We start from the raw sequence: 24,242 nt of genomic DNA, 5'->3' as shown, positions 1-24,242 counted from the left end.
TACTGGTTTTTTGTTATTTATAGCAATGCAATTACCAGATTTTTACGCGATCTTCTGGTTTGATATACATTTTATCACCTTCTTTTACGTCAAACGCTTCGTAAAACTCAGGCATGTTCGACAAGATACCGATTACACGGTAGTGGCTTGGTGAATGAGGGTCTGTTAATAAACGATTACGTAACTCTTCATCGCGGTAGTTACGACGCCAGATTTGTGACCAACCCATAAAGAAGCGTTGATCGCCTGTGTAACCATCTATCACGGGTGCTTTTTTATCACCTAAAGATAGCATATACGCTTTATGAGCAACGGTTAAACCACCTAAGTCACCAATGTTTTCGCCAAGCGTTAGCTCACCATTAACACTTGCATCTTCAAATGGTTTATATTCGTTATACTGTGCAACTAAAGCCGCTGTACGCTCTTCAAATTGCTTAAGGTCAGTCTCACTCCACCAGTTACGTAAGTTACCGTCACCGTCGTATTTAGCACCTTGGTCGTCAAAACCGTGGCCAAGCTCATGCCCAATTACCGCGCCAATTGCGCCGTAGTTTACAGCATCATCCGCTTCTAAATTAAAGAATGGTGGTTGTAATATAGCGGCTGGAAATACAATTTCATTGTTTACTGGGTTGTAATACGCATTTACCGTTTGCGGAGTCATGTGCCATTCAGAGCGATCAACTGGTTTACCCAATTTAGCAATCATATCTGCGTATGCCCATTCGCTATAACGAATGTAATTACCTACTAGCTCGTCTGAGTTAATCTCTAGCTCTGAGTAATCTTTCCACGTGTCTGGGTAACCAATCTTAGGCGTAAATTTGTCTAATTTTTCTTTCGCTGCAAGCTTTGTTTCAGGGCTCATCCACTCAAGATTTTCGATAGCAACGCCATAACCTTTAATTACGTTATCAACTAACTCTTCCATGCGTGCTTTAGCTTCTGGCGGGAAGTTATCTTTAACGTATACCTTACCTAAAATTTCACCAAGTACACTGTTAGATGCATCAACCGCTTGCTTCCAAAGAGGTGCTTGTTCTTCTACGCCACGAAGTGTTGTGCTGTAAAAGTCAAAGTTAAGGTTAACTAAATCTTCGCTAAGTAGCTCTGCATAACCACTTACAAAATGAAATTTTAAGTAGTTTTTCCACGTCGCTAAATCAGTATCTTTATAAATAGTAGCAAGTGCTTCTAAGTAGCTTGGTTGACGTACAATAATATCACTTGCACTCACACCTGCATCTTTAAAGAATGCAGCTAAATCAAGCTCCCCCATCAACTTGCTTGCGTCTGCTACTGTCATCTTGTTATAAGATTTAGTTGCATCACGGCTTTGCACACGGCTCCACTGAGCATCAGCTAGTGTTTTTTCAAATGCAAGTACGCTCTTGGCAGCTTCTGCTGCTTTTTTAACGCCTGATTTTGCTAAAACATCTGTGATGTATTGCTCGTAAGAAGCACGAATTTTAGTGAATTTTTCGTCATCATTTAAGTAATAATCACGATCTGGTAAACCAAGACCCGACTGAGATAAATACAATGCATACTCGCTCGAGTTTTTAGCATCGTTATTTACAAACCAACCAAACGGTAAAGTACCGCCTTGTTTTTGAATTTTAGCCATTAAACCCACTAAGTCAGCTTTAGATTTAACGCTATCAATCGTATCTAATGACGGTTGTAATGGTGTAATACCTAGCTCATTACGCGCAGATTGATTCATGTAGCTTTTATAAAATGCGCCAATTTTATACTCATCACTGCCTTTTTTAGCGGCCTTATTCGCGGCTGCGTTTTCAAGGGCAATTTTCATCGCTTTTTGTGACTCATCATATAGCTGCGAAAAAGAACCGTAGTTAGACTTATCACCTGGTATTTCAGTTTTTGCTAACCACTGTCCATTTACATGATAATAAAAATCGTCTTGTGCGCGTACTGAACTATCCATATTCGCTAGTTCAATACCAAGCTCTAGTGGCTTTTCAGCGGGTGCTGTTACTACAGGAGTATCGGTTACTTTAGCTTCTTGTTGTTTTTCACCACAACCTACTAGACCAAGTGCAAGCGCTATGCTCGCAGCGGCCATTGTTACTTTATTCATAATGATTCCGTTTGTTAGTTAGAATTAAATCATACCAATCTGCTTATGTATGGGGTCTAATTAACGTTAAGAAAATTACGCTAGAACTAGGCAAAAGTTTTTGTATCTAGTTGTTCTAAATAAAAAATTTTTAACGACGTTATAGTGCAATTTAATTCGTTAAATTGATCAAAGATTTATGCAGGTTGGTATCACATACCAACTCCATTAAATTCTTGAATATAGCAGGAGTAAAAATAGCACTGCCTGTACGCTTTTACTTAATGGAATGGGTATCAAGGGAGCTTTAAATAATAAAGCACACCACGCAGTATCATAAACCTCATTAGACCAACAATAAAATGGAATATGTAACAAAGTATTTTGAATGCGGTGAGCTGCAAAAATAGCCCTACCAATAACAATATAGTGGGTGGCTAAGGCTAACTTTTATTCTTCCCGTGGAGCGCTAAACGCTCTAGTTTTTCTTTTAATGAAGGGGGGGCAGAAGCCGCTATCGCATTTAAGTAATTAGCGGTTTGCTCACTCATTTTACGTGAGTTGGTAACTGTAGGGCTGCCCGATTTATTAGCGGTACTTAATCGCTGTGTTGCTTGAGGGTTTGCAGTTATTTTTATTTGTCCGAGCTCTGCCATTCCAGCTGCTCTAAAGTGTGAAAGCATATCCATTTTTAAATAATTAAGCCTAAGCGCGATAGGCGCAGACACAGCCTCTATCATTAGCGTGCCGTCTCGGTAATTACTAACTCGGCATTTATCACCCAATTTAGGGCCTAAAAAATCTTTTAATAAGGTTTGCTGTGTATCAAGTGCTTGGCTTTTGCCTGCATAAGCCGATAAACGATTATTTAACCCCGCCATAATATCGGTTAGCGGTTTTGGTGCATATCTATCTTTAGCCATTTTACACCTCGTAAAAACTCACTTAGACCCAGAGATAATACTCTGGGTCTAAGTATACACTGCATATTAATACTACGCGCCGGCTATTTGCATTTGCTCTATTAGTACTGAGCCTGTTTGAATACCACCACGGCGTTCTATATCACCACCAATGGCAGAAATACCTTTAAACATGTCTTTTAAATTACCAGCAATAGTAATTTCACTTACCGGATATTGAATTTCACCATTTTCAACCCAAAAACCTGCAGCACCACGAGAGTAGTCACCCGTTACGGTATTTACGCCCTGCCCCATTAGCTCTGTAACTAATAAGCCAGTACCCATGGTTTTTAATAGTGCAGTTAAATCGTTATGAGTTTGCTCAACGAGCCAGTTATGTATACCGCCAGCATGTCCTGTTGGCATCATGTTCATTTTACGCGCAGCATAACTTGCTAATAAATAAGTTTGTAACTCGCCGCCTTGAATTATTTCTCTATCGAATGTTTTAACACCTTCGCTATCAAACGGTGACGATGCCAACCCTTTTAAAATATGTGGGCGCTCAGCAATATTCACACAATTACTAAATACCTGAGTGCCTAAGCTATCAAGTAAAAAACTTGATTTACGATAAAGCGCGCCACCACCAATTGCCGACACCAAGTGACCAAACAATGAATTTGCAATATCTGCTCTAAAAATAACAGGCACTTTCATTGTGCCTAACTTTTGGCTCTTTAATTTAGCTAAGGTTTCAGCTGCCGCTTCAAGACCCACTACCGCAGCATCATTTAAACCAGCCTGATCGCGAGCAACTGTATAAGCAGAGTCGCGCTGCATGTGTTCGCCATCTTTACCTATTACCATAGTACTAATACTATGACGAGTGCGCGGAAAACCTGCAATTAAACCGTGGCTGTTACCATAAACACGTAATCCCTGATGCGATGAAAAACTCGCACCATCAGAGTTAACAATACGCTCATCTGCATTTAATGCAGCTTGCTCAGCAGCATGACAAAGCTCAATGCCTTCCTCAGGACTTACATCCCAAGGATGATATAAATCTAAATCTTTAGGGTTAAATTCAAGTAACTCTTTATCAGCAACGCCGTTAAATGGATCATCAGATGTAAATTTGGCTATATCAATCGCTTTTTCGACTACCGTACGCAATGTTTTTGGATTTAAATCAGCCGTTGACGCCGAGCCTTTATTATTACCAACATATACACTAATGCCTAAGCCGCCGTCTTGGTTGAACTCAATGGTTTCTACTTCACCCATTCGTGTACTAACCGATAAACCAGACGTGCTAGACATCGCAGCTTCTGCAGCTGTAGCGCCTAATTTTTTAGCATGTTCGAGTACTTCTGCTACCGCATCTTTAACTTGCGATATTTGAGAATAAATTGGATCGTTTTGTTGGCTTTTCATAAATTAAGTCCTGAGCCTTAGAGGCATAATGCACGCATTTCTTATATTTAAATGCTAACACACTCAATGCATCACATCAGCTAATATTCCTAAGTATCATATTCATGTATAATGGCAAAAGTTATTTTTATTTAAGAGCACCCCATGGCAAAGAAAAAAGGCAAGCCTGCTGAAATTGAAGAAGAAATTGAATATGTATCAAGAACGGAGCTTAAACGCGAAGCGCAAGAGTTTCATCAGTTAGGTACTGAAATTGCCAAAATGGGTAAAAAACAGCGCGAACGCCTGCCATTAAATGACGATTTAAAAGAAGCGATGGTTGTTGCTGATAAAATAAGTAACAAAAGCGACGCGTATCGCCGCCACTTAAATTACATCGCTAAAACACTGCGTACTGTAGAAAACATTGATGATATTAAAGCGATTATCGATGTGATGCTTAATAAAAATAACCAAGCTGAAGTATTGGTCAAAAAAATTGAGCAATTACGTTCAGATTTAATTGAGCAAGGTGATGACCTTATCAATGAGACTATTGAGCAGTTTCCATCTCTTGATCGTCAACAAATGCGCCAATTGGTTCGAAATGCGGCAAAAGAAGCGAAAGCTGAAAAGCCGGGTAAAGGTTATAAAGAATTATTTCAATACCTTAAAGATGCTCATACTATTACTTATTAATTAGGTCGTATTAAGTTATATTTTATTAAAAAAGGTGCTTCGGCACCTTTTTTGTTATAGATCAAACCGCCTTCCTGAGTACTTTTTTATAATCCCCAATAAATAAATACTTAGGTGTGCGTGATGATTAAACTTCCACAATGGGATGAAACCCTAATAAACAAATATAATGTGTCTGGTCCGCGTTATACCTCTTATCCCACGGCTTTATCACTGCGTGACGGATATCAGCAACAAGACCTACTAAGCGCTATAGAATCGTCAACAAGTCGCTCTCTTTCTTTATATATTCACATCCCGTTTTGTAGTCAGCTTTGCTACTACTGTGGCTGTAATAAAATAATTACCCGTCATCAATCTAAGGCAGATACGTATCTCGACTTTTTAGCAAAAGAAATTACTGCCCAAGCGCCTTTATTTAAAAGCTACACGGTTGAGCAATTGCATTTAGGTGGCGGTACTCCCACCTTTTTAACCGCAAAACAAATGACCCGTTTAATTAAACTTTTAGAACAACACTTTAATTTTACACGCACAACAGAGCGCGGTATTGAAATAGACCCACGCTCACTTGCCGATAATATGCTTGTTGATTTAAGAATGCTTGGCTTTAACCGTGTCTCATTTGGGATTCAAGACTTTAACGACGACGTGCAACTTGCTGTTAATCGCCCGCAAAATGCAGATACCGTTAAGCAATTAATTACACAAGTTCGCGAGCTAGGATTTCAATCTATTAATGCAGATATGATTTACGGGCTACCTCTGCAAACGCCAGAGAGCTTTAAGAAAACTATAGAGCAACTTATTGAGTTAAGCCCTGACAGAGTATCAGTGTTTAACTACGCGCATTTACCAGAGCGCTTTGCTGCACAGCGTAAGATTAAAGATGCAGATTTACCCAGTGCTCATAATAAGCTCACCATGTTTAAAAATACGCTGGAGCAGATGACGCAAGCAGGCTATCAATTTATTGGTATGGACCATTTTGCAAAAACTGATAATGAACTAGCTGTTGCGCAAAATGAAGGCAAGTTACATCGTAACTTTCAAGGTTATACAACCCATGGAAATTGTGATTTATTAGGTTTAGGCGTGTCATCAATTTCACAAATTGGCACCGCCATTTTACAAAATCAAAAAGAATTAAAACATTATTACCACAACGTAGAAACACAAAGCGGTAGTGCTCTTAATAAAGGAATGCACTTAACACATGATGATGTAATTCGTGCTGATGCAATTAAACAGCTCATTTGCCAATTTGAATTAGATATACAAGACTTTAGTGAAAAACACGCGCTTATATTTAATGACTACTTTGAGGATGCATTAGTAGCGCTGGCGCCACTTATAAAAGATGAACTAGTCACTATAATTGATAATAAAATTAGCGTAACACCACGCGGGAACTTATTCATTCGTATTATTTGTATGTGCTTCGATGCTCACTTACAAAAACAAATTAACGCAACGCGCTTTTCAAGGGTGATTTAGCCTGAACTCTGGATAATAAATACATCGGCACAAAAAAAGCAGACCTAGGTCTGCTTTTTGTATTTAAGTTGTAGCTTTAATTAAAAACGACTTTATCGCTACCTGGAGCGGCTTTAAACTCGATAATAATTTTAGCGCAATCCGCTTTAACTTCATCTTTAAGTGTTTTTTCAGCTTGCCAGCGAGCCTTATCTAGCTTAAAAATCTCTTTTTTAGAGTATTTTTTACGTGCATCGTGCGTCGGCATTTCTTTAACTACCTGATACATTTTATAAATACCAGGATACTGCGTCGTTAAATCACGCTCGCTTTCAAAGGCATACTGAGACATAAGTACCCAAATACGTAAACAGCCTTCAGAAAACTCACACTGCTCTTCATTCATTGCACGTGCGATTAAATGAATACTATCGGCTAGTTTTGCGTTTCGCTTTAAACGCGACTTTTCAAGCTTTTGCTTTTGTTCAGCCTGCGTTTTAGCAATTAACTTTTTTTGCGCATTTAACTTATACAGCAACTGACCCGCATAAAATGCCAAACCAGCTATGATAGCAGCGCCTAAAAGTAAGGCTAAAATTACCGAGGTACTCATTATTTATCCTTACTATTTGTCGTCTTCATCTAACCATTCGTTGGCTAAATCATCAGATAAGTATTGATCGAAATCAGAATTGCCTTGGCTTTCAAGGTCATCTTCAAACTCGTCTTCGTCCTCATCTTCAATACCAAGAATTTCACATAACGCCTGATGACGGGCAATGCGACTATTAAAGTACTTAGCATCTTTACCTGTTAGCATTTCACCTTTTTCATGACGCTCTACTAATTTAAGTAAACGTTCATCATTCTCAAGTGCTTCTAGCTCTTGTTCAGGTGTAAATTCAGGCTCGATTACTTTTTTCAGCTCAATAGTTGGCTTTAAGTTGCGTTTCATTTCAACTTTAGGCTCTGGCGCGGTTGCGATTAACGGCACAGGCTTTTTACTGCCTACACGCTTATCTTTAGGCGCGTGATTACTATTTTGGCTTTCGCTATCCAGTAAATCTGGCGCATTACGAGAACCGGGCTTTGCGCCTTTGGTTTTTTTAACTCGCTGCTCTTTTAATGCGCGCATTTCTTTAAGCTTATCTTGGCTTAAACGAACAGGTCCGTTTGCTGGGCTTTTGCGTGACTTTTTAGTTCTACTCATATCTTGATCATCTCACTTAAGAGGTTTTGAGCGAAGCGCAAATTAATGGGCATCGCAGTGCTGGCCTAGCCAGAAGAATTCAGTTTGCGCTATAGAGGTTGGGTTTCTCATTTAAAAGCGCCTTAGCTAATTAATCGCTAATTTTAAACGGTGGGTATTGTAACAGGACAAATAAAAAGGCGGTAGAGAAAACATCTCTACCGCCTGCTAATCTGAGCGCCATTATCTGGACACTTCTCCCTTCGACTTTTTTTAGTCTTTATTATTTTTATTATTATCAGTCCGTATTGTTATTATTTTTACGTTCCTTGTTACATTCCATTTTGTTTTTGTTATTAAACTTCCATGAGTATTTTATTATTTTCGGTCATCGTGACACTTTTTTATTATTTCCTTTAGTAGCACCAATCTTGTGCTATGTAGTCATGCCGCGCCACTTTCCTTATAGCTTGTTTCCGTTTTGTTATTGTTCTTTTGCGACAGTGGTTAATTTACTCGTTAATGATTTTGTTACAACTGGTTTATATAACTTTTATTATACTTATTACATTTTAAAACAAAATAAACAATAAAATACAATAGGTTAATGATGAATAAAAAATAAAAAGAAGACTTTTCTCACACTAACGCATGGTCAATGTCTTACATTTAAACGGGTGATATCGTTAATTTTGCACACAAAAAAAGCAGCCTAGGCTGCTTTTTGTAAAACATTGTAGTATATTTATTATTAATTGCTAAATAAATACGACTTTAGTGTAAACCACCTAAGTACTGAGAAAGTACTTCAATATCTTTATCTGTTAATTTCTTCGCTATATCGCCCATCATGCCATTTAAGTCATTGTGACGAGTTCCATCACGGAATTTTTCAAGTTGAGACTTGATATATCCAGGATGCTGAAAAGAAATTTTTGGAAACTTAGCAAGTGATGAACCGTTACCACGTGGACCATGACATGCTGCACATGATGGAATCCCACGCTCCGCATCGCCTGCTTTAAAGAGCATTTCGCCAACTTCAACAACATCTTTAGGTGTAGCACCTTCAGTCATGTTGATTGAAGAAAAATAAGCAGCTAGATCTTTCATGTCTTGCTCGCTAAGTGGCATAGCCATAGCGCTCATTACTGGATCCATACGCCCTTCTTTGCCGCCTGACGTCATACCTAATTTTAAATCCTGAAGTTGCTTAAGGATATAATCTGGATGTTGACCTGCAATTTTAGGGTAAATATTAACCGGCGCATTACCGTCTGGGCCGTGACAAGCCGCACACGTTGCTGATTTTTCTTTACCTGCGTTTACATCGCCATCAAATGCTGTTGCGTTGCTTGCTGACAACGCACCAAGCAATATTGTTAAAGATAGTGCTATTTTTTTCATGGTGAATTCTCTGTTTCCGACCCTGTATCATCTACAATCGTGATGTTGTAATACATATATTCTACACGATAATAAATTCTCTGGCACGTTTTCTACACATATTAAGCTTATAATTTACAGGGTTTTGACTTAGATTAAGCTTTAACATGTTTTAAATGTACCATAGGTGCTGTTTTTAGGTGGTTAAATACGCTTTTTAATACATCCTTTATAGTATAAAATACGCGCCCTGAGTGAATTTGGTTTACTCAATGTTATTTTTTTAAGTTTTAGGAGAGCCTGTGCTCAAATCTCGTATCAAATATAATACTGCGTCTTTCGTAACAAGCGCTCCCGACATTACTAAATTACCTGCTGATACGGGAATTGAAGTTGCGTTTGCCGGTCGCTCCAATGCAGGTAAGTCGAGTGCATTAAATGCATTAACCGATCAGAAGCTAGCACGTACAAGTAAAACACCTGGACGTACTCAGCTAATCAATACATTCGATTTAGCGGATGTTGACGATATGCGCCTTATCGATTTACCAGGCTATGGCTTTGCTAAAGTACCAATCGAAATGAAAAAGAAATGGCAAAAGTCGTTAGGTGAATATCTGCAAAAGCGTCAAAGCTTAAAAGGTATTGTTATTTTAATGGATATTCGTCATCCATTAAAAGATTTAGACCGTGATTTGATTAACTGGGCAATTGGTAGTGAAATTCCAGTATTGGCACTATTAACTAAAGCCGACAAACTAAAGCAAGGCCCTCGTAAATCACAAGTACTGCAAGTTCGCCGTGAATTAAGCACGCTTGATGGGGATATTACAGTTCATGCGTTTTCATCATTAAAGGGCACCGGTTTACCAGAAGTAGCTAAAAAGCTAGATGAATGGTTTTTAGGTCCTGTTATTGCTGTACCACCTAGCGATGAAACAATCACAGACGAAACCAACCCAGAGGCTTAAACGCTGGCGTTACGATAAATAAAACTGCTTTCCTGCAGATTTAATAAAATAGCCGAGCTTATCAGACTCGGCTTTTTCAGCCCACTGATAAAATACACTGCGTGAAACTCGCGCACTACAACCATACGGTAGCTTTAAATAAGGCACCTTTGAACCATTGTAGTCTTTTATATGCAAGGGCTGCTGAGCGCTCACTAACCACTGCCTAGCTAAATTATCAATACAACACAACACTTGCCCTTGCGCTGTATTTTCAAAGCGCCAATCAACAATAATAAACGGCGCATCTTCAACCGTTATTGTTATTTTTTCGACAGGGGTTTTTAAATAAAATTGCTCACCTTCTTTACACAATACAGAAGCAAACAGCTTCACCATGGCTGGGCGTGTTATTTGGCTGCCATCGTAAAACCATTTCCCTTCATTATTAATAACAATTGGCAGCTCCCCACAATGGTTAGGCTGCCAACTATCAAAAGGTTTGCTTGGCTCGCTTAATCGCTTGCTAAGCTCACTTAAAGAAATCACTGTTTTTTAAGTGTTATTGCAAATGTAACAGGCACAGCTGTTGCAATTGAAGGCAAGCCCGCTAACTCTTGCAGCTTTTTAACGCCTTCGGTTACACCAAAATCATCACTATTAATAATAATAGGTGTTAATGATGATACCGTTAAATCACCACTTTGCGTGCTGTTAACGAGTACATCAATTGCCAATGGTTTTTTATTACCATGAAAATCAAGCTCAGCTGTAATACCCTTCAATACATATTGACCAGGCTTTTTGATATTACTTAGCTCTTTAGTTAAATTTGCAGTTAAAACAGCATTGGGGAATTTAGCCGCTTCGAATAAAAATGTAGCTAAACGCTCATTACGAATAGGGATTAGAGTTTCGGCTGATGTTAAATCAACATTAACGCTAAACTCACCTTTATCAGAAAGCATACCTTCAAGGTTAGTAAAATGGTGAGCTTCAGCAATCGAATCTTTTTTAATTGAAACAAAGCTTAGTTGGCTTTTATCATTCACTAGCTGCCAATTAGCCTGAGCAACATTAGAAATAACTAAACTTGATAAAGAAAAACCTGCAATAGCTAATGCTTTAAACATAACGCACTCCTTAGTAATAAAATGAAAAGAATAAAAATGATAGCACTTCGATGGTATCACCTGCGATGTACCCAAACCACCTCGAAGTGACGAATGCACAATACAATTGGTATAGCGCAAAAAAGAATTAATTAGATAGGATTTTTAGGCGTAAAACAAAAAACGGCCCACCAAACAAGTTGGTAGGCCGGTATAGCAAACTGGGGAGAAGCTATCAATTTGTTGCACCCTTTCAGATGCATCATCAACAGGATGTCCTACAGGATAGGACAGGCGGGACTTTAACAAAAGCACGCATTAAAATACAATCATATTCCTGTAAAACAGCTCGAATTGACGAACATATAACTATTTAATACAAATAGTTGCTTAAATTAACCTTATTTTAACTAAAGCTTGCATATAGCTAATTAAATAGCTGTTATTCGCCATTTTTATTAAACATAAAAAAAGCGCCAAAAGGCGCTTTAATTAAAATGCTCAAATTGCATTAATGGGCTTGTTCCCAGTTGTCACCTTCGTCGGCTTCAACAATAAGCGGCACATCAAGCGCTGCAGCTTGCGACATCAGCTCACAAATATGTTTTGTGTATTCAGGTGCGCAGTCTGTTTTAATTTCAAATACCAATTCATCGTGTACTTGCATAAGTAACTTAATCGTATTTGGCGCTTGTTCGTGTACCCAGCGGTTAACGCTCAGCATTGCCTTTTTAATAATATCAGCAGCAGTACCTTGCATTGGTGCGTTTATAGCAGCACGTTCGGCTCCTTTTCTGCGCGCCCCATTACGTGCGTTTATTTCTGGCAAATGTAGGCGGCGACCAAATATTGTTTCAACATAGCCATTTTCAGCCGCTTTTTCACGTGTTGTTTCCATGTACTCTAATACACCAGGAAAACGCTCAAAGTATTTATCTATGTAATGCTGCGCTTCGTGGCGTGGCACATCTAGTTGACGTGCTAAACCAAATGCAGACATACCGTAAATTAAGCCAAAGTTTACTGCTTTCGCCTTGCGGCGCATATCGGTAGTTACATCATCAAGCTCTACACTAAATACTTCAGCGGCAGTTGCACTGTGTACATCTAAGCCGTTAGCAAATGCATTTAATAGACCTTTGTCTTGTGAAAGGTGCGCCATAATACGCAGCTCAATTTGGCTGTAATCGGCAGCGACAATTTTATAACCATCTGCAGCTATAAACGCTTCACGAATTCGACGCCCTTCTTCTGAACGAATAGGAATATTTTGTAAATTAGGATCGGTTGAACTCAAGCGCCCCGTTGCTGTAATTGCCTGATGATAAGACGTATGTACACGCTGGGTTTTCTCATTCACCATTAATGGTAATTTATCGGTATAAGTCGATTTAAGCTTTGATAAACCACGATGCTCTATAATTACTTTAGGTAGTGGATAATCATGAGCAAGCTCTTGCAATACTTCTTCTGCGGTAGAAGGTGCACCTTTAGGTGTTTTTTTGATAATAGGCAGGCCAAGCTTTTCAAACAACAATACTTGTAGTTGCTTAGGAGAGCTTAAATTAAATGGTTCGCCTGCTATTTCAAATGCTTCTTTTTCAAGCTCAATTAAACGCTCGCCTAATCGTTGACTATGTGCTGCAAGCATATTGCTATCAATTGCAACGCCGGTTCGTTCAATATCAGAAATCACACTAACAAGTGGCATTTCTATATCTTCGAATACAGATTTTAGCTTTTCATCAGCCGCTATTTTTGGCCAAAGCACTTCATGTAGGCGCAAAGTAATATCGGCATCTTCTGCAGCGTAAGGCGCAGCTTTTTCAAGTTCAATTTGGTTAAAGGTAAGTTGCTTTTTACCTTTGCCAGCAATATCTTCAAAGCTAATATTTTTATGACCTAGATATTTAAGTGCTAGCGAGTCCATATCGTGGCGTGTACCCACGCTATTAAATACGTATGACTCAAGCATGGTGTCAAACTTAATACCGTTTAGCGCAAAACCTGCATTCGCTAATACACTTTTGTCGTATTTAAGGTTTTGCCCTACTTTAGCTTTGTTTTCATCGGCCAAAATTGGACCTAGCTTTTGCATTACAAATTCCAGACTTAATTGCTCAGGCGCACCCGGGTAGTCATGCGCTAGAGGTAAATACACAGCTTCACCCGCTTTTACGGCAAAACTCATACCCACTAATTGCGCTTTCATGTAATCAAGGCTGGTAGTTTCTGTATCAAATGCAAATAACTCGGCACTATTTAATTGCTCTATTAACGTATCAAATTGCGCTTGCGTTAAAATAGTTTCGTAATGAGCGTCTTCTACTTTTGGTAATTCAGTGGCTTCGGTAGGTACAGCTAAATGTGTTTCTGCATCTTTGGGGTTATCTAGTAACTCAGCTAACCAACGACGAAATTCGCATTCACCATATAGTGCAATTAATTCGTCTTTATTTGGCTCTTGTAGTTTGAACGTATCAAGATCTGATTCAACTTCAACATCGCACTTAATTGTTGCAAGCTCGTAGCTTAAAGGCAGATGATCGAGAGCTGCAGCTAACTTTTCACCTATTTTACCCTTAATCTCACTTGCGTGATCCATTACACCTTGCAACGAGCCATATTTCTCTAACCACTTAACGGCCGTTTTTGGACCACAGCCTTCAACACCTGGGATATTATCGACCTTATCGCCCATTAGTGCCAAGTAATCGATAATAAGTTCGGGGCCTACACCAAACTTTTCAACTACGGTAACAGGATCTGAAATACTGTCGGTCATCGTGTTTATTAATGTAACGTGTTCATTTACAAGTTGCGCCATATCTTTATCACCAGTGGAGACAAGGACATGCCGTTTTTGCTCAGTTGCAATGCGTGCAAATGTGCCAATAACATCATCAGCTTCAACGCCTTCGATACTAATTAGCGGAAAACCCATCGCTTTGATAATGCTATGTATTGGTGCTATTTGCGTACGTAAGTCATCCGGCATCGGCGGGCGATTTGCCTTATATTCGCTATACATATCGTTACGGAACGTTTTGCCTTTAGCATCAAATATAACCACCATGTGTGAGGGATCATATTGTCTGATCAAGCTTTTAAGCATGTTGATCACGCCGTAAATAGCGCCCGTAGCCTCACCTTTAGAATTAGTTAAATGCGGCGGAGAATGATAAGCACGAAATAAATATGACGAGCCATCAACTAAAATAAGTGGGTTTTCGGGGATCTGAGCCATGGTGAATTTGGATCCTAAATGCAAAAAATTAAGGTAATTATAAGCATGCCATAAGGTAGTAAATAAAACGACAGTGAATTACTGTTTATCGTGTTATTAAAACTAGAGCAAGCTGTGGATAAGTGTGTAGATAACAGCCACGAGCTATTCTTCCAAAGCATTATAAAATGCCTAGAAAATACTTTAACTGTATGTTTTAATTTAAAAAAGATAATACGAGGTTCTTTTTTTATTATTTTAAACCAATGTGGAAAAAGGTTTTCTAACGACTGCTTCTGTTGTTATTCACTTTGATTATTCGCGTCCATTTAAATAACCGGAGGAGTATTCTAGCACAATGGATCGAAGATCATAGCGATCCTTTATAATTTTTTTAAAGGCAAAGTGATCGCAAATGGCATAAACCGCAAAACGACTTGCACTGCGAATGATTTTTGTACTAAAAATTTATTTTCGCGAGAAATTTTGAGCATGTTAAACTCCATCCGATCGACTTATAAAAAAGACTTTAGGGGCACAAAAGCATGAAAAACGTAGCAGTAATATTAGCAGGGTCTGGTGTGTACGATGGTAGTGAAATTAATGAAGCAATTTTAACTTTATTACATATAGCCAAAAATGGCGCAACGTATCAGTGTTTTGCACCAGATATTGAACAACTTCATACCATTAACCATTTAACAGGTGAAGTAATGCCTGATAAACGCAATGTATTAACAGAAGCTGCTCGCATTGCACGAGGTGACATTAAATCGCTGATTGAACTAGACGTGACTCAGTTTGACGCATTAATTGTACCTGGCGGTTTCGGTGCTGCAAAAAACTTATGCGATTTTGCAATTAAAGGCGCAAAAGCAAATATCAATCAGGACGTACTTTATGCGTGTAAATCATTTGCAAAAGCGAATAAGCCTGCAGGTTATATGTGTATTGCACCCGCATTGATCCCATTTATTTACGATAACGCCGCACTTACTATTGGTAACGATGTAGAGACAGCACAAGCGCTAAGCACATTAGGCGCTAAACATATAGATTGTGCTGTTGACGGTGTAGTTATCGATGAACCAAATAAGTTAGTTACCACCCCTGCTTACATGTTGGCAGAATCGATTCTTGAAGCCGACGCAGGGATCGCAAAACTAGTTAGTAGCGTATTATCAATAAATTGATTTTGATCTTAGGATCTAAAAAGTTAATTGTATGACTGATTGCGCTTATTAAATTGCTTAACAAAAAACAGTAAATAATTAAATTTTATTGCGTTAACGCAAAAAGTAGTCAGTTTTATTAATAAAAACGGCTCTTAGCATTTTATAAATTGGCCCAGAGAGTTATAATCGGTTTAATTTCCGTCATCTTTAATCGTGATTGATCACGTTCAAATCGAAGTGAGCAAGGCAAAATGAAAAAATTAACAGCTGCAGCATTATTATTGCTAGCAACCACTGCATACGCACAGCCATATGATAACTCTATGACTGAAGATGCAATTAAAGCACGTCTCGCGCCGGTTGGTGCTGTATACCTTGAAGGCGATAAAGCTGCAGTTGCAGCGGCGCCTACCGGTCCTCGCTCTGGTGAGCAAGTATATCAAGGTGCATGTTTTGCATGTCACGGCACTGGTGCACTAGGCGCGCCTAAATCGGCTGACGATTGGGCTCCACGTATTGCTAAAGGTAAAGACACTTTACTTGAGCATGCACTAAATGGCTTTAATGCTATGCCTCCAAAAGGCACGTGTATGGATTGTTCTGATGATGAGATTAGCGCTGCTATCGACTTTATGACATCTAAATAAGCTCGATTGAAATATACAAAAAAGGTTTACTTCTGTAAGCCTTTTTTAATGCCTAAAATAGTGTGTCTAGCTACTGCTTTAGTAGGAATATCAACTTGACGATAAGCACTAAAAGTGAAAGTATAAGGCTAATAACTATACAATAAAAATAGCCGGTTAGATCATTGGAAGATAAACTATCAGTATCGAGTAAATTGGCGTATCAAAATAAACGCCTTAGAGCGCTTCTCGAAAAATACAAACAATCACATCACTTACAAAATGCCCTGATCCAATTATCAGAGCAGGCAAGTACTGTGGCCGAGCTAACCTTGCTATACCCCGCCATCCATGACATTTTACAAAAGTACGTACCTAGTAAAAGTTTTTATGTGGTGCTGCTAAATCAATACAGCCAATCACTAGAGCTTTCTTACTTTTCAGATGAAAAAGATGGTATTGCCGTCGCCCTTAACCAATCAAATAGCTTTGATGAAGGCGCCACGGGTTATGTATTTAAACAGGGTAAAACCACATGTTTTACCAAGCAGCAAATGCAAGATGCTGCAGCAGAAGGTTTATTTAAAGCATTAGGCACTCCTGCCGAACATTGGGTAGGCGTACCTGTTTACCAAGAACATAATATTATCGGTGTTTTAGCAGCGCAAAGTTACGATACAAAACAAGGCTATAGCTCACAGCAAATACAATTACTTGAGTTTATGTCGCTTTATTTGGCAACAGCAATAGAGCGTGTAAAAAAACGAGAGCTTCTTGAGTCAGAAGTTAAAATTCGCACCCGCGCACTCACTCAAAGTAACGATGCACTAAACCTTGAAATAGAGCAGCGTAAACGCGCACTTCAACGCCAACAAATTCTATTTAAAATATCTGAGATAGCAACACAAGCTAAAAACCTTGATGACGCTTATTTTAAGATACACGAAATAATAAAAACAATTACCTACGCAGAAAACTTATATATTGCGCTTTATGATAAAGAAACAGGGTGGATTAGTTTTCCTTATTGCGTAGATGAATTTAAAGAAAATACACAGCCAAGACGCTTTGCTAAAGGTTATAGCGAACTGGTAATAAGCACCGAAGAAACACAACTAATACACCCATGTAGAGCAAAAGAATTAATAGTAAGCGGTGTGGTACAACGTTCAGCACCTGTACCAAAAGAGCAAATGGCCACTAGCTGGTTAGGCGCTCCACTTAAAACAGCTCAAGGTGTTATCGGCCTTATTGTTTGCCAAGCCTACGATAACAAACATATTTTCAGCCGAGATGATTGCGAGTTAATTACCTTTGTATCGCATCAAATTGCAGCTGTTTTACAAACAAAGCTCGTCAATCAAGCAATTGCAAAAAGCCATCAAGAACTCGAATTTAGAGTAAACGAAAAAACCAAAGAATTGCGTCAAACTAATCTGCACTTACAAATGCAAATAGATGAGCGAAAAAAAATAGAGCAGCAGCTTTATCATGATGCACATCACGATTCACTTACGAGCTTGCCTAATCGTAGTCTATTTTTAACTCAGCTCGAAAAAACGCTACAACATTATCAACGTTTTCCTGAGCACCACTTTGCTGTTTTGTTTATCGATTTAGATAAATTTAAAGATATTAACGATCAGCTTGGCCACCAGGCAGGCGATCAATTTTTAATTAACGTAAGTGAGTTATTTGCTCAATGTATACGCGAGCATGATTTACTAGCACGTTTAGGCGGGGATGAATTTGTTATTTTATTAACCCATTTAACTGAACCTCAACAAGCAGAAGATGTTGCAAATCGTATTATAGATTTAATGAAAAAACCCTTTTATCTTAAAGGTGAGTCTTTACAAAGTGGCGCAAGTATAGGGATAACCTACTCAAAGAAAAGCTATACGCATACAGATGAAATTATTCGTGATGCCGATGCCGCCATGTATCACGCCAAAAACTCAGGAAAAAATCGTTACGAGTTATTTCATCCGCTATTAACGCAATCAATACCTGCGCAGACTCTAAAAGCACAACATCACCTTGATATATTACCTATGAGTTTTAGAAGCTCAGAAATAATTACGCTTGATGAGCAACAACAGTCTGAATCTTTATTTGAAGCATTTGGTGAACACCCAATACTTGGCTTTACTAGCTTTGATATTTTGAAAAAGTTTGCATCAGATAAAGAGCAGCATCTGCAAGTAGAGTTACAACTATTACAACGCGCCTATGCACAAGCAATTACTGCAAATGTAGCTATGGCATTGGTTCCTTGCTCTGGTTTGCTACTTGAGGAACACGAATTTGTTTTATTTACCGATACGCTAAATAAACAACAAGGACAAAGCCAACTCTGTTTATTGTTTGATGAACAAGAAATTCGCCACGCATGTGCAACGCAAATAAAAAACCTCAAAACGCTATCACAACTTGGTTATTCAATTGGTTTAAACAATTTTGCTAAAGACAGGTGCGAACTTAATTTACTAACCGATATTAATTTTGATTATTTACTACTTAGCTCGACCTTTAGTAAACGTGTTTTACAACAAGAAAGATACGATTTTCAGCTACAGGGCGTGCTTGCAATTACAAAGCTCAAAGCAATGAAGGTCATTGCTAAAGGCCCATCAATACTTAATTTTAGAGCTTTATTAGATAAACACGGTTTGGCATTTTTTGTAGGTAAACAACACGCTTTAGTATGCTCTGAGTTACCTGAAGTGCAAGCAACCCAGTCTTTATAAAGTTAGCCTGAGGTATTACTCAGGCTTTTTAAACATCGCTCGTAAGTTAGCGACTCTTGCTTGGCCTTTTTCCATGCGCTCTGCTTGGGTATTTGGCGCCTTTTTGTTTTCGAACGCAAGATCGTCCTGCGGTAACTCTTGTACAAATCGGCTTAATTCAGTTTGTGAAGTTTCACCAAATTGACGACGTATCTTTGCATAAGTAAGTGTTAACTCCTGCTGTGCGCGAGTAATACCAACATAAGCTAAGCGACGTTCTTCATCTACGTTGTCCTCATCAATACTTACCTGATGCGGAAGTAAACCCTCTTCCATACCCACCATAAATACGTACGGGTACTCTAAGCCCTTTGATGCATGTAGTGTTGATAAGTGCACTGCATCGGTTTCATCTTCTTCTTCGTTACGCTCAAGCATATCGCGAAGGGTTAGCTTGCTAACAACTTCGGCTAATGTCATTGGTTCGTTGTCGGCATCACCGGTCAACATATCTGTTATCCAACGATACAGCTCTGATACGTTTTTCATACGCATTTCAGCCGCTTTTGCACTCGGTGACGACTCGTACAAATATGCCTCGTAATTAATATTACGCACTAAGTCTTTAACAGCTTCGAGCGTATCACCGCGTACTGCGTTATCAGATAGCTCAACAACCCAGCGTGCAAATCCAGCAAGCGCATTAAAGCCACGCCCTTTTAGTCTGTAGCCTAAATCGTTATCAAAACAGGTAGCAAACAAGCTCGCGTGCTTTTCATTAGCAAGCGTACCAAGCTTTTCAAGGGTAACCGTACCTATTTCGCGTCGCGGTGTATTTACGATACGTAAAAATGCATTGTCATCATCTTGATTAACTAGCAAACGTAAATACGCCATAATATCTTTAATTTCTGAGCGAGCGAAAAACGACATACCGCCACTAATTTTATAAGGGATACGGTTACTCATTAGTGATTTTTCAAAGCCACGTGCTTGATGATTACCACGATATAAAATCGCGTAATCTTTATAGCTGGTTCGCTTCATAAACTTATGTGAAATTATTTCAGCAACCACACGCTCAGATTCATGCTCTTCATCGCGGCACCCTATTACTTTAATCGGCTCACCGTAACCTAGTTCACTAAATAACTTTTTCTCTATGTCATGTGGGTTATTGGCAATTAAAATGTTAGCCGCTTTTAGTATTCGCCCTGCACTTCGATAGTTTTGTTCAAGCTTTATAAGTCTAAGCCCTGGGTAGTCTTTACCTAATAACACTAAGTTTTGCGGGCGAGCACCACGCCATGAGTAAATTGATTGATCGTCATCACCTACCACAGTAAAACGGGCACGCTCGCCTACTAGCAATTTAACAAGTTGATATTGGCTTGTATTGGTATCTTGATACTCATCCACCAGCAAGTATTTAAAGCGTTGCTGCCAGCGCTCACGAGATGTGGCGTTATTAGTAAGTAACAAAGTAGGGATCATAATTAAATCATCAAAATCCAGTGCATTATAAGCACGTAGCTGGTTTTGATATCGAGCATACAACTGTGCAAACAATGCCTTTTGCGCATCACGCGCTTCGCGTATTGCTTGCTCTGGCAGTACTAATTCGTTTTTCCAACTACCAATTTCCATTTTAAGTAGTTTGAGTAAGTCCTTGTCTTTTTTTAGCTCATCTTCGGTGAGTTCACTAAGAAGCTGATTGGTATCTTGATCATCAAATAACGAAAAGCCGGGCTTAAACCCTAATGTACTCAACTCTTTTTTTATTATTTCTAAACCGAGTGTATGAAACGTTGATACCCATAAACCTTTAGCGTCTTGCTTACCGAGCGTTTGCAGTACTCGCTCACGCATTTCTTTGGCTGCTTTATTGGTAAAAGTAACAGCGGCTATATTTCGCGCTTTGTACTCACATTTTTTCACTAAATAAGCGATTTTATTCGTAATAACACGGGTTTTACCAGAGCCTGCGCCCGCGAGTACTAAGCAGGGACCACTAATATATTTTACGGCTTCATCTTGTTTAGGATTGAGTTTCATAACGACCAAAGAAATTTAAAAGACGCGCAATTTTAACGTAACCATTACAGCGAGCATAGCAATTGCCTTAATTAATTAAGGTAAAGATGATCATGTGTTAAATGCCGTGGGTATAAGGTAATATTAGTTATTATCATTTAGGCAATGCCGAAGGGACAAATATGATCAACCCAGCAAAACTTGAAGAAATTGCTAAGCAAATTACTAGCAATATGCCGCAAGGTGTAAAAAACCTAGCAGACACACTCGAAGGTAAAACAAAGCAAGTTCTACAAAACAAGCTTGCTGAGATGGACTTTGTGAGCCGTGAAGAATTTGATGTGCAAAGCCAAGTACTTATTCGTACTCGCGAAAAGTTAACCGAACTCGAAGCTAAAGTTTCATTGCTTGAGCAACAACTTAGCGCTAAAACTGACGCTGAATAATTATACCAATTGCATTAAATTAGTGTTCTATTATAGCGATAAGAAAATAGCTCAATAACAAGGCTAAAATTATGGTACGTAGTTGTGCTATATAAATAATTTTTAACGTAGTTAGTGAGTTATTTAATACACTAGGATGATCATTTTTTTAATAAGATTGGTATTAATTTTAATGTACAAAAAAGGCAGCTTAGGCTGCCTTTTGCATTTTACCAAGTTTATTCAAATAGCTCATCAAGTACATAATAAGACAACTTAGCCTGCTGAGCTAAACTCACACTCAGCATTTTTTGCGCAACTTGCTCGCCAGTTATTGGTTTGTAACGCTTTAAAAACGCAAATCGTGTAATAACAGGAAAAATAATACTGCCTATCTTTTCTGCCACTCTAAATTGCTCACGATCGCCTAATAATAAAGATGGTTGTAAAATACTTATTTTATCAAAAGGGAGTGCTTTAATATGTTGCTCAAGCTCTCCCTTCATTTTCAAATAAGCACTATTACTGTGCGTATTCGCCCCGCTTGATGACACTAAGCAATAATGCGTAACGCCATTACATGCCGCTAACTGCGCCGCTATAAACTGATAATCAAAATCAACTTTACGCTGAGCGTATATCGAGCCCGCTCGTTTACGGGTTGTGCCCAAACACGAAAACAATACATCACCTTTAAAAAGCTCAACATATTGAGTTAATTTTTCAAAATCAATAACGTGATTAACTAGCTTTGCATGTGTGACAGGCAGAGCTCGACGGCTTAACGTAACTACTTTTGTATAACGATCGCTATTAAGTAACTTATGGAGCAACTCATTACCGACCAAGCCTGTAGCACCTGTTAACACCGCCGTTTTAGTCATGGATTTATTTATTTTCACCCACTTTTTTAAATACGTGTTGCACTGCTTTTTTGTAGCTTTGTGTTTCTTCACTCGCGCACGTTACTACAGATTCTAAATCATGAAGATGGCCGTTTTCTAAACCATAAACCCAACCATGAACGCTTAGTTCTTGGCCTCGCTCCCAGGCATCTTGCACAATGTTAGTACGACACACATTACGTACTTGCTCAATTACATTTAGCTCAATAAGGCGGCTTAAGCGTTCGCTTTCTGGCATTGCGTCGAGTTGTTCAAGATGCTTTTCTTTTACATCTCCTACATGGCGTAGCCAATTATCAATAAAGCCAAATTTAGCATTGTTTAAAACGGCTTGTACGCCACCACAACCATAGTGACCTACTACCATTATATGTTTTACTTTTAAAACCTCTACAGCGTACTGCATAACCGATAAGCAGTTATGGTCAGTGTGTACAACCACGTTAGCAACGTTACGATGTACAAATAATTCGCCTGGTAATAAATCAACTATTTGATTTGCAGGTACACGAGAGTCTGAACAACCAATCCATAAATACTCTGGATTTTGTTGCATAGATAAAATTTTAAAAAACTCAGGGTCTGCTTCACTTGTACGAGCAGCCCAACGTTTGTTGTTATCGAATAAATTTTTTAACTTTCTCATTGCATCTCTTATTAAGTCGAGGACGGAAATTTAATGGACATTAGCAAGAATCAAAATATTACGAGGCGTTAACTGCTTTTCACAAAACGTTTTAACGCTTACTTGATAACCTTGCTGTTGCAAATATAAAGCACGATCGAGCACAAGCCAAACTTCAATTGCCCTTCTGAACACATGTCGAACCAGTTCAACTCGGTCAGTTATTTTTTTTCGAGCCACCCCAACCTCTAAATACTTAACATAATCAGTATCTTGAGGTAATTTTAATGCCTTTTTATCTGCAGCCCATGCACAAAACGATTTAAACGAATCTGAGAATATAGCTTTGTTGACCGAAGGTACGCTTACGTAATATTGCTCGCCAGTGATCGACTTTCTTAGTGCATCAAAACCAAGTCGCCACTCAAGTTCTGTTTTACGTACTTTTTCCAGACGAGAAGGCGCTGTCACAGTTTCTTGTAATGCGAGCTTTAAATCACGATGCGTTAGATTAAGCTCACTTTTATTTGCATCCTCACTCATTGCACGGTACTCATTAGCCGTGAATAAATGGTAGCAACAAGGTGAAAAGCTAATTTGCTGTACTTTCGCTAAACTTGCTTGGCGCATAAATGCTTGGTGTAAGCCACCGCATGCGTGAAGTGCTACAGCATGCATATCTGTATTAAAAAATTGAGTGATATCGTCTTTTAATACATCGGCTTGGCTAAAGTGCATTGCTAAGCCTTGTTGCTGTGCACTTTTTTGTCCTTGCTCGCATAAGCTTTGTTGCAGTTCAATACTATGCACATTACTTGCGCCATTAAACGCAAGCATTCGACCTAAGTGCCCTTTACCCGCGCACCACTCTAAAACAGGTTGCTTGGTATTAGGTAGTGCAGATACAAAATCTTGTAACTGTGCAAACTTACGACCTTTAATGCCGTTACTTATCCAAAATGGATAATCAGCTCGGGAGTGGGCTGTGCTAGGTAACTCGCATAACTTTGCAAGTTCATCAAGTTGGTTTATGTGCTGGCTAAAAAATTGGTATAGCTGGTTTTGATCGTTATCAAGAACGCTTACCTGATCATCAGTTAGTTCGCTAAGTATGCCTTGTAGTTCTGGCCAAGGTATAGTGTCAAAATCAAATGCAGTGCACTGCCAATACTGACGATGATGTATTAAAAGAGAATCAAGTGCTAAAAATTGCTCAGCTAAAGTCATAACAGCTTAAAAAATAAAAAAGACAATTAATTATATCAGTTTCGTGAA

20 protein-coding genes are annotated in these 24,242 nt (G+C 38.8%); 7 read left to right on the top strand and 13 right to left on the bottom strand.

All coding sequences use genetic code 11. The features are described from left to right. Nucleotides 1–31 precede the first annotated feature (31 nt). The 3 genes from H5159_RS00185 to pmbA all read right to left on the bottom strand — a co-directional run bounded on the left by H5159_RS00185 (nt 32) and on the right by pmbA (nt 4,431). A complete protein-coding gene (locus H5159_RS00185; RefSeq protein ID WP_182738443.1) occupies nt 32–2,107 on the bottom strand; it encodes a M13 family metallopeptidase in 2,076 nt (691 codons plus the stop codon). A gap of 422 nt (nt 2,108–2,529) precedes the next feature. Continuing rightward, nucleotides 2,530–3,009 (bottom strand): DUF721 domain-containing protein, encoded by a 480-nt coding sequence (locus tag H5159_RS00180; RefSeq protein WP_002959934.1) that lies wholly within the window; start codon nt 3,007–3,009, stop codon nt 2,530–2,532. 72 nt (nt 3,010–3,081) lie between these two features. Continuing rightward, nucleotides 3,082–4,431 (bottom strand): metalloprotease PmbA, encoded by a 1,350-nt coding sequence (gene pmbA, locus H5159_RS00175; RefSeq protein ID WP_182779477.1) that lies wholly within the window; start codon nt 4,429–4,431, stop codon nt 3,082–3,084. 144 nt (nt 4,432–4,575) lie between these two features. On the opposite strand from pmbA, the gene yjgA reads away from it, so the two are divergent. Both yjgA and hemN read left to right on the top strand, forming a co-directional pair. Continuing rightward, nucleotides 4,576–5,109, top strand: coding sequence for a ribosome biogenesis factor YjgA (gene yjgA, locus H5159_RS00170; RefSeq protein WP_002959930.1), 534 nt, complete (start codon nt 4,576–4,578; stop codon nt 5,107–5,109). Between the two features lie 123 nt (nt 5,110–5,232). After that, nucleotides 5,233–6,606 carry an oxygen-independent coproporphyrinogen III oxidase gene (gene hemN, locus H5159_RS00165; RefSeq protein ID WP_182779476.1) on the top strand — a complete coding sequence of 458 codons (1,374 nt, stop codon included), beginning with the start codon at nt 5,233–5,235 and terminating at the stop codon, nt 6,604–6,606. 76 nt (nt 6,607–6,682) lie between these two features. On the opposite strand, the gene H5159_RS00160 is transcribed toward hemN, so the two are convergent. From H5159_RS00160 to H5159_RS00150, 3 genes are all read right to left on the bottom strand, one after another. Further along, complete coding sequence (locus H5159_RS00160; RefSeq protein ID WP_002959926.1) at nt 6,683–7,198, bottom strand: DUF2489 domain-containing protein; 516 nt, start codon at nt 7,196–7,198, stop codon at nt 6,683–6,685. A 12-nt stretch (nt 7,199–7,210) separates the two neighbouring features. Next, nucleotides 7,211–7,795: a Der GTPase-activating protein YihI gene (gene yihI, locus H5159_RS00155; protein ID WP_002959924.1), complete on the bottom strand. Its 585-nt coding sequence runs from the start codon at nt 7,793–7,795 to the stop codon at nt 7,211–7,213. Between the two features lie 753 nt (nt 7,796–8,548). Further along, nucleotides 8,549–9,181 (bottom strand): cytochrome c, encoded by a 633-nt coding sequence (locus H5159_RS00150; protein ID WP_182682808.1) that lies wholly within the window; start codon nt 9,179–9,181, stop codon nt 8,549–8,551. A 281-nt stretch (nt 9,182–9,462) separates the two neighbouring features. On the opposite strand from H5159_RS00150, the gene yihA reads away from it, so the two are divergent. Beyond that, nucleotides 9,463–10,131, top strand: coding sequence for a ribosome biogenesis GTP-binding protein YihA/YsxC (gene yihA / locus H5159_RS00145; protein ID WP_002959920.1), 669 nt, complete (start codon nt 9,463–9,465; stop codon nt 10,129–10,131). 9 nt (nt 10,132–10,140) lie between these two features. Here yihA and H5159_RS00140 read toward each other — a convergent pair whose 3' ends face one another. The 3 genes from H5159_RS00140 to polA all read right to left on the bottom strand — a co-directional run bounded on the left by H5159_RS00140 (nt 10,141) and on the right by polA (nt 14,469). Beyond that, entirely contained in the window at nt 10,141–10,659 is a 519-nt protein-coding gene (locus H5159_RS00140; RefSeq protein WP_182716524.1) for a DUF1285 domain-containing protein, read from the bottom strand. Beyond that, on the bottom strand, nt 10,656–11,243 hold the full coding sequence (locus H5159_RS00135; protein ID WP_182694000.1) for a YceI family protein: 588 nt from the start codon (nt 11,241–11,243) through the stop codon (nt 10,656–10,658). The genes H5159_RS00140 and H5159_RS00135 overlap by 4 nt, the downstream gene beginning before the upstream one ends. Nucleotides 11,244–11,733: 490 nt before the next feature. Beyond that, nucleotides 11,734–14,469 carry a DNA polymerase I gene (polA, locus tag H5159_RS00130; RefSeq protein ID WP_182779475.1) on the bottom strand — a complete coding sequence of 912 codons (2,736 nt, stop codon included), beginning with the start codon at nt 14,467–14,469 and terminating at the stop codon, nt 11,734–11,736. 524 nt (nt 14,470–14,993) lie between these two features. On the opposite strand from polA, the gene elbB reads away from it, so the two are divergent. The 3 genes from elbB to H5159_RS00115 all read left to right on the top strand — a co-directional run bounded on the left by elbB (nt 14,994) and on the right by H5159_RS00115 (nt 18,999). Continuing rightward, the gene (elbB, locus tag H5159_RS00125) at nt 14,994–15,641 is read left to right on the top strand and encodes an isoprenoid biosynthesis glyoxalase ElbB (protein ID WP_182779474.1); all 648 of its coding nucleotides are present in this window, start codon (nt 14,994–14,996) and stop codon (nt 15,639–15,641) included. 233 nt (nt 15,642–15,874) lie between these two features. Further along, nucleotides 15,875–16,270, top strand: coding sequence for a cytochrome c5 family protein (locus H5159_RS00120; protein WP_002959908.1), 396 nt, complete (start codon nt 15,875–15,877; stop codon nt 16,268–16,270). A gap of 164 nt (nt 16,271–16,434) precedes the next feature. Further along, nucleotides 16,435–18,999: a diguanylate cyclase domain-containing protein gene (locus tag H5159_RS00115; protein WP_182779473.1), complete on the top strand. Its 2,565-nt coding sequence runs from the start codon at nt 16,435–16,437 to the stop codon at nt 18,997–18,999. 15 nt (nt 19,000–19,014) lie between these two features. On the opposite strand, the gene rep is transcribed toward H5159_RS00115, so the two are convergent. Continuing rightward, nucleotides 19,015–21,033 (bottom strand): DNA helicase Rep, encoded by a 2,019-nt coding sequence (rep, locus tag H5159_RS00110; protein WP_024605304.1) that lies wholly within the window; start codon nt 21,031–21,033, stop codon nt 19,015–19,017. Nucleotides 21,034–21,194: 161 nt separating this feature from the next. Between rep and ubiK the strand changes: the two genes are divergently transcribed. Continuing rightward, a complete protein-coding gene (gene ubiK, locus H5159_RS00105; protein WP_002959905.1) occupies nt 21,195–21,458 on the top strand; it encodes a ubiquinone biosynthesis accessory factor UbiK in 264 nt (87 codons plus the stop codon). Nucleotides 21,459–21,676: 218 nt separating this feature from the next. On the opposite strand, the gene H5159_RS00100 is transcribed toward ubiK, so the two are convergent. From H5159_RS00100 to H5159_RS00090, 3 genes are read right to left on the bottom strand one after another with little or no spacing between them, the layout of a single operon-like run. Beyond that, the gene (locus H5159_RS00100; protein ID WP_182724149.1) at nt 21,677–22,321 is read right to left on the bottom strand and encodes an NAD(P)H-binding protein; all 645 of its coding nucleotides are present in this window, start codon (nt 22,319–22,321) and stop codon (nt 21,677–21,679) included. Between the two features lie 4 nt (nt 22,322–22,325). Further along, the gene (gene can / locus H5159_RS00095) at nt 22,326–22,988 is read right to left on the bottom strand and encodes a carbonate dehydratase (protein WP_002959903.1); all 663 of its coding nucleotides are present in this window, start codon (nt 22,986–22,988) and stop codon (nt 22,326–22,328) included. 30 nt (nt 22,989–23,018) lie between these two features. Then, nucleotides 23,019–24,194, bottom strand: coding sequence for a methyltransferase (locus H5159_RS00090; protein ID WP_182779472.1), 1,176 nt, complete (start codon nt 24,192–24,194; stop codon nt 23,019–23,021). Nucleotides 24,195–24,242 lie beyond the last annotated feature (48 nt).

Source organism: Pseudoalteromonas sp. SG43-1 (assembly GCF_014164415.1).
In the GTDB taxonomy this organism is placed as follows: Bacteria; Pseudomonadota; Gammaproteobacteria; order Enterobacterales; family Alteromonadaceae; genus Pseudoalteromonas; species Pseudoalteromonas distincta.
This window is presented reverse-complemented; position numbering and strand designations above follow the sequence as displayed.